This is a genomic window from Lysinibacillus sp. PWR01, assembly GCF_043359455.1.
GTDB classification, from domain to species: domain Bacteria; phylum Bacillota; class Bacilli; order Bacillales_A; family Planococcaceae; genus Lysinibacillus; species Lysinibacillus fusiformis_F.
On the sequence record NZ_JBHERJ010000064.1, the window covers coordinates 1 to 368 of the forward strand.

General features: G+C 45.9%; 1 protein-coding gene. It reads right to left on the bottom strand.

Annotated elements, in window-relative coordinates; translation table 11 throughout:
- On the bottom strand, positions 1 to 215 hold a 215-nt coding region (locus tag ACEVFT_RS12845), incomplete at its 3' end, for a hypothetical protein (RefSeq protein ID WP_393950176.1).
- Positions 216 to 368 lie beyond the last annotated feature (153 nt).

Consider the following 368-nt stretch of genomic DNA (forward strand, 5'->3'; position numbering starts at 1 on the left):
GGAGCGGTAGAGAAGGAAGCAAGTAGCCTGTAACGGAAATTCATTATTACAAAAATTCTATTGATGGTTTTGGTTTCAACACTGCGAAATGCCAGAAGAACCATAATGTTCATCTGGCATTTTATGATGTTGAAAAAAGACCTTTTAGCAAGGCGAGGGGTTGATTTCCGTTCCGCCAGCGTCCTTTCCAGGGGGCGTCCGATGAGCCGCTTCACTCACTAGCGTTCGCTCCAGGGTCTCCTCTGTAACGCTAAATCCCCTAGGAGTGACGCTGGCTCCACTCCAATCAACCATTCTGCAAAAGTGTCTTTTCCTTTTCTTTCATACTAACAGTAGTGAAAAAGGTGGAGAAGCGATGCGTGACAACA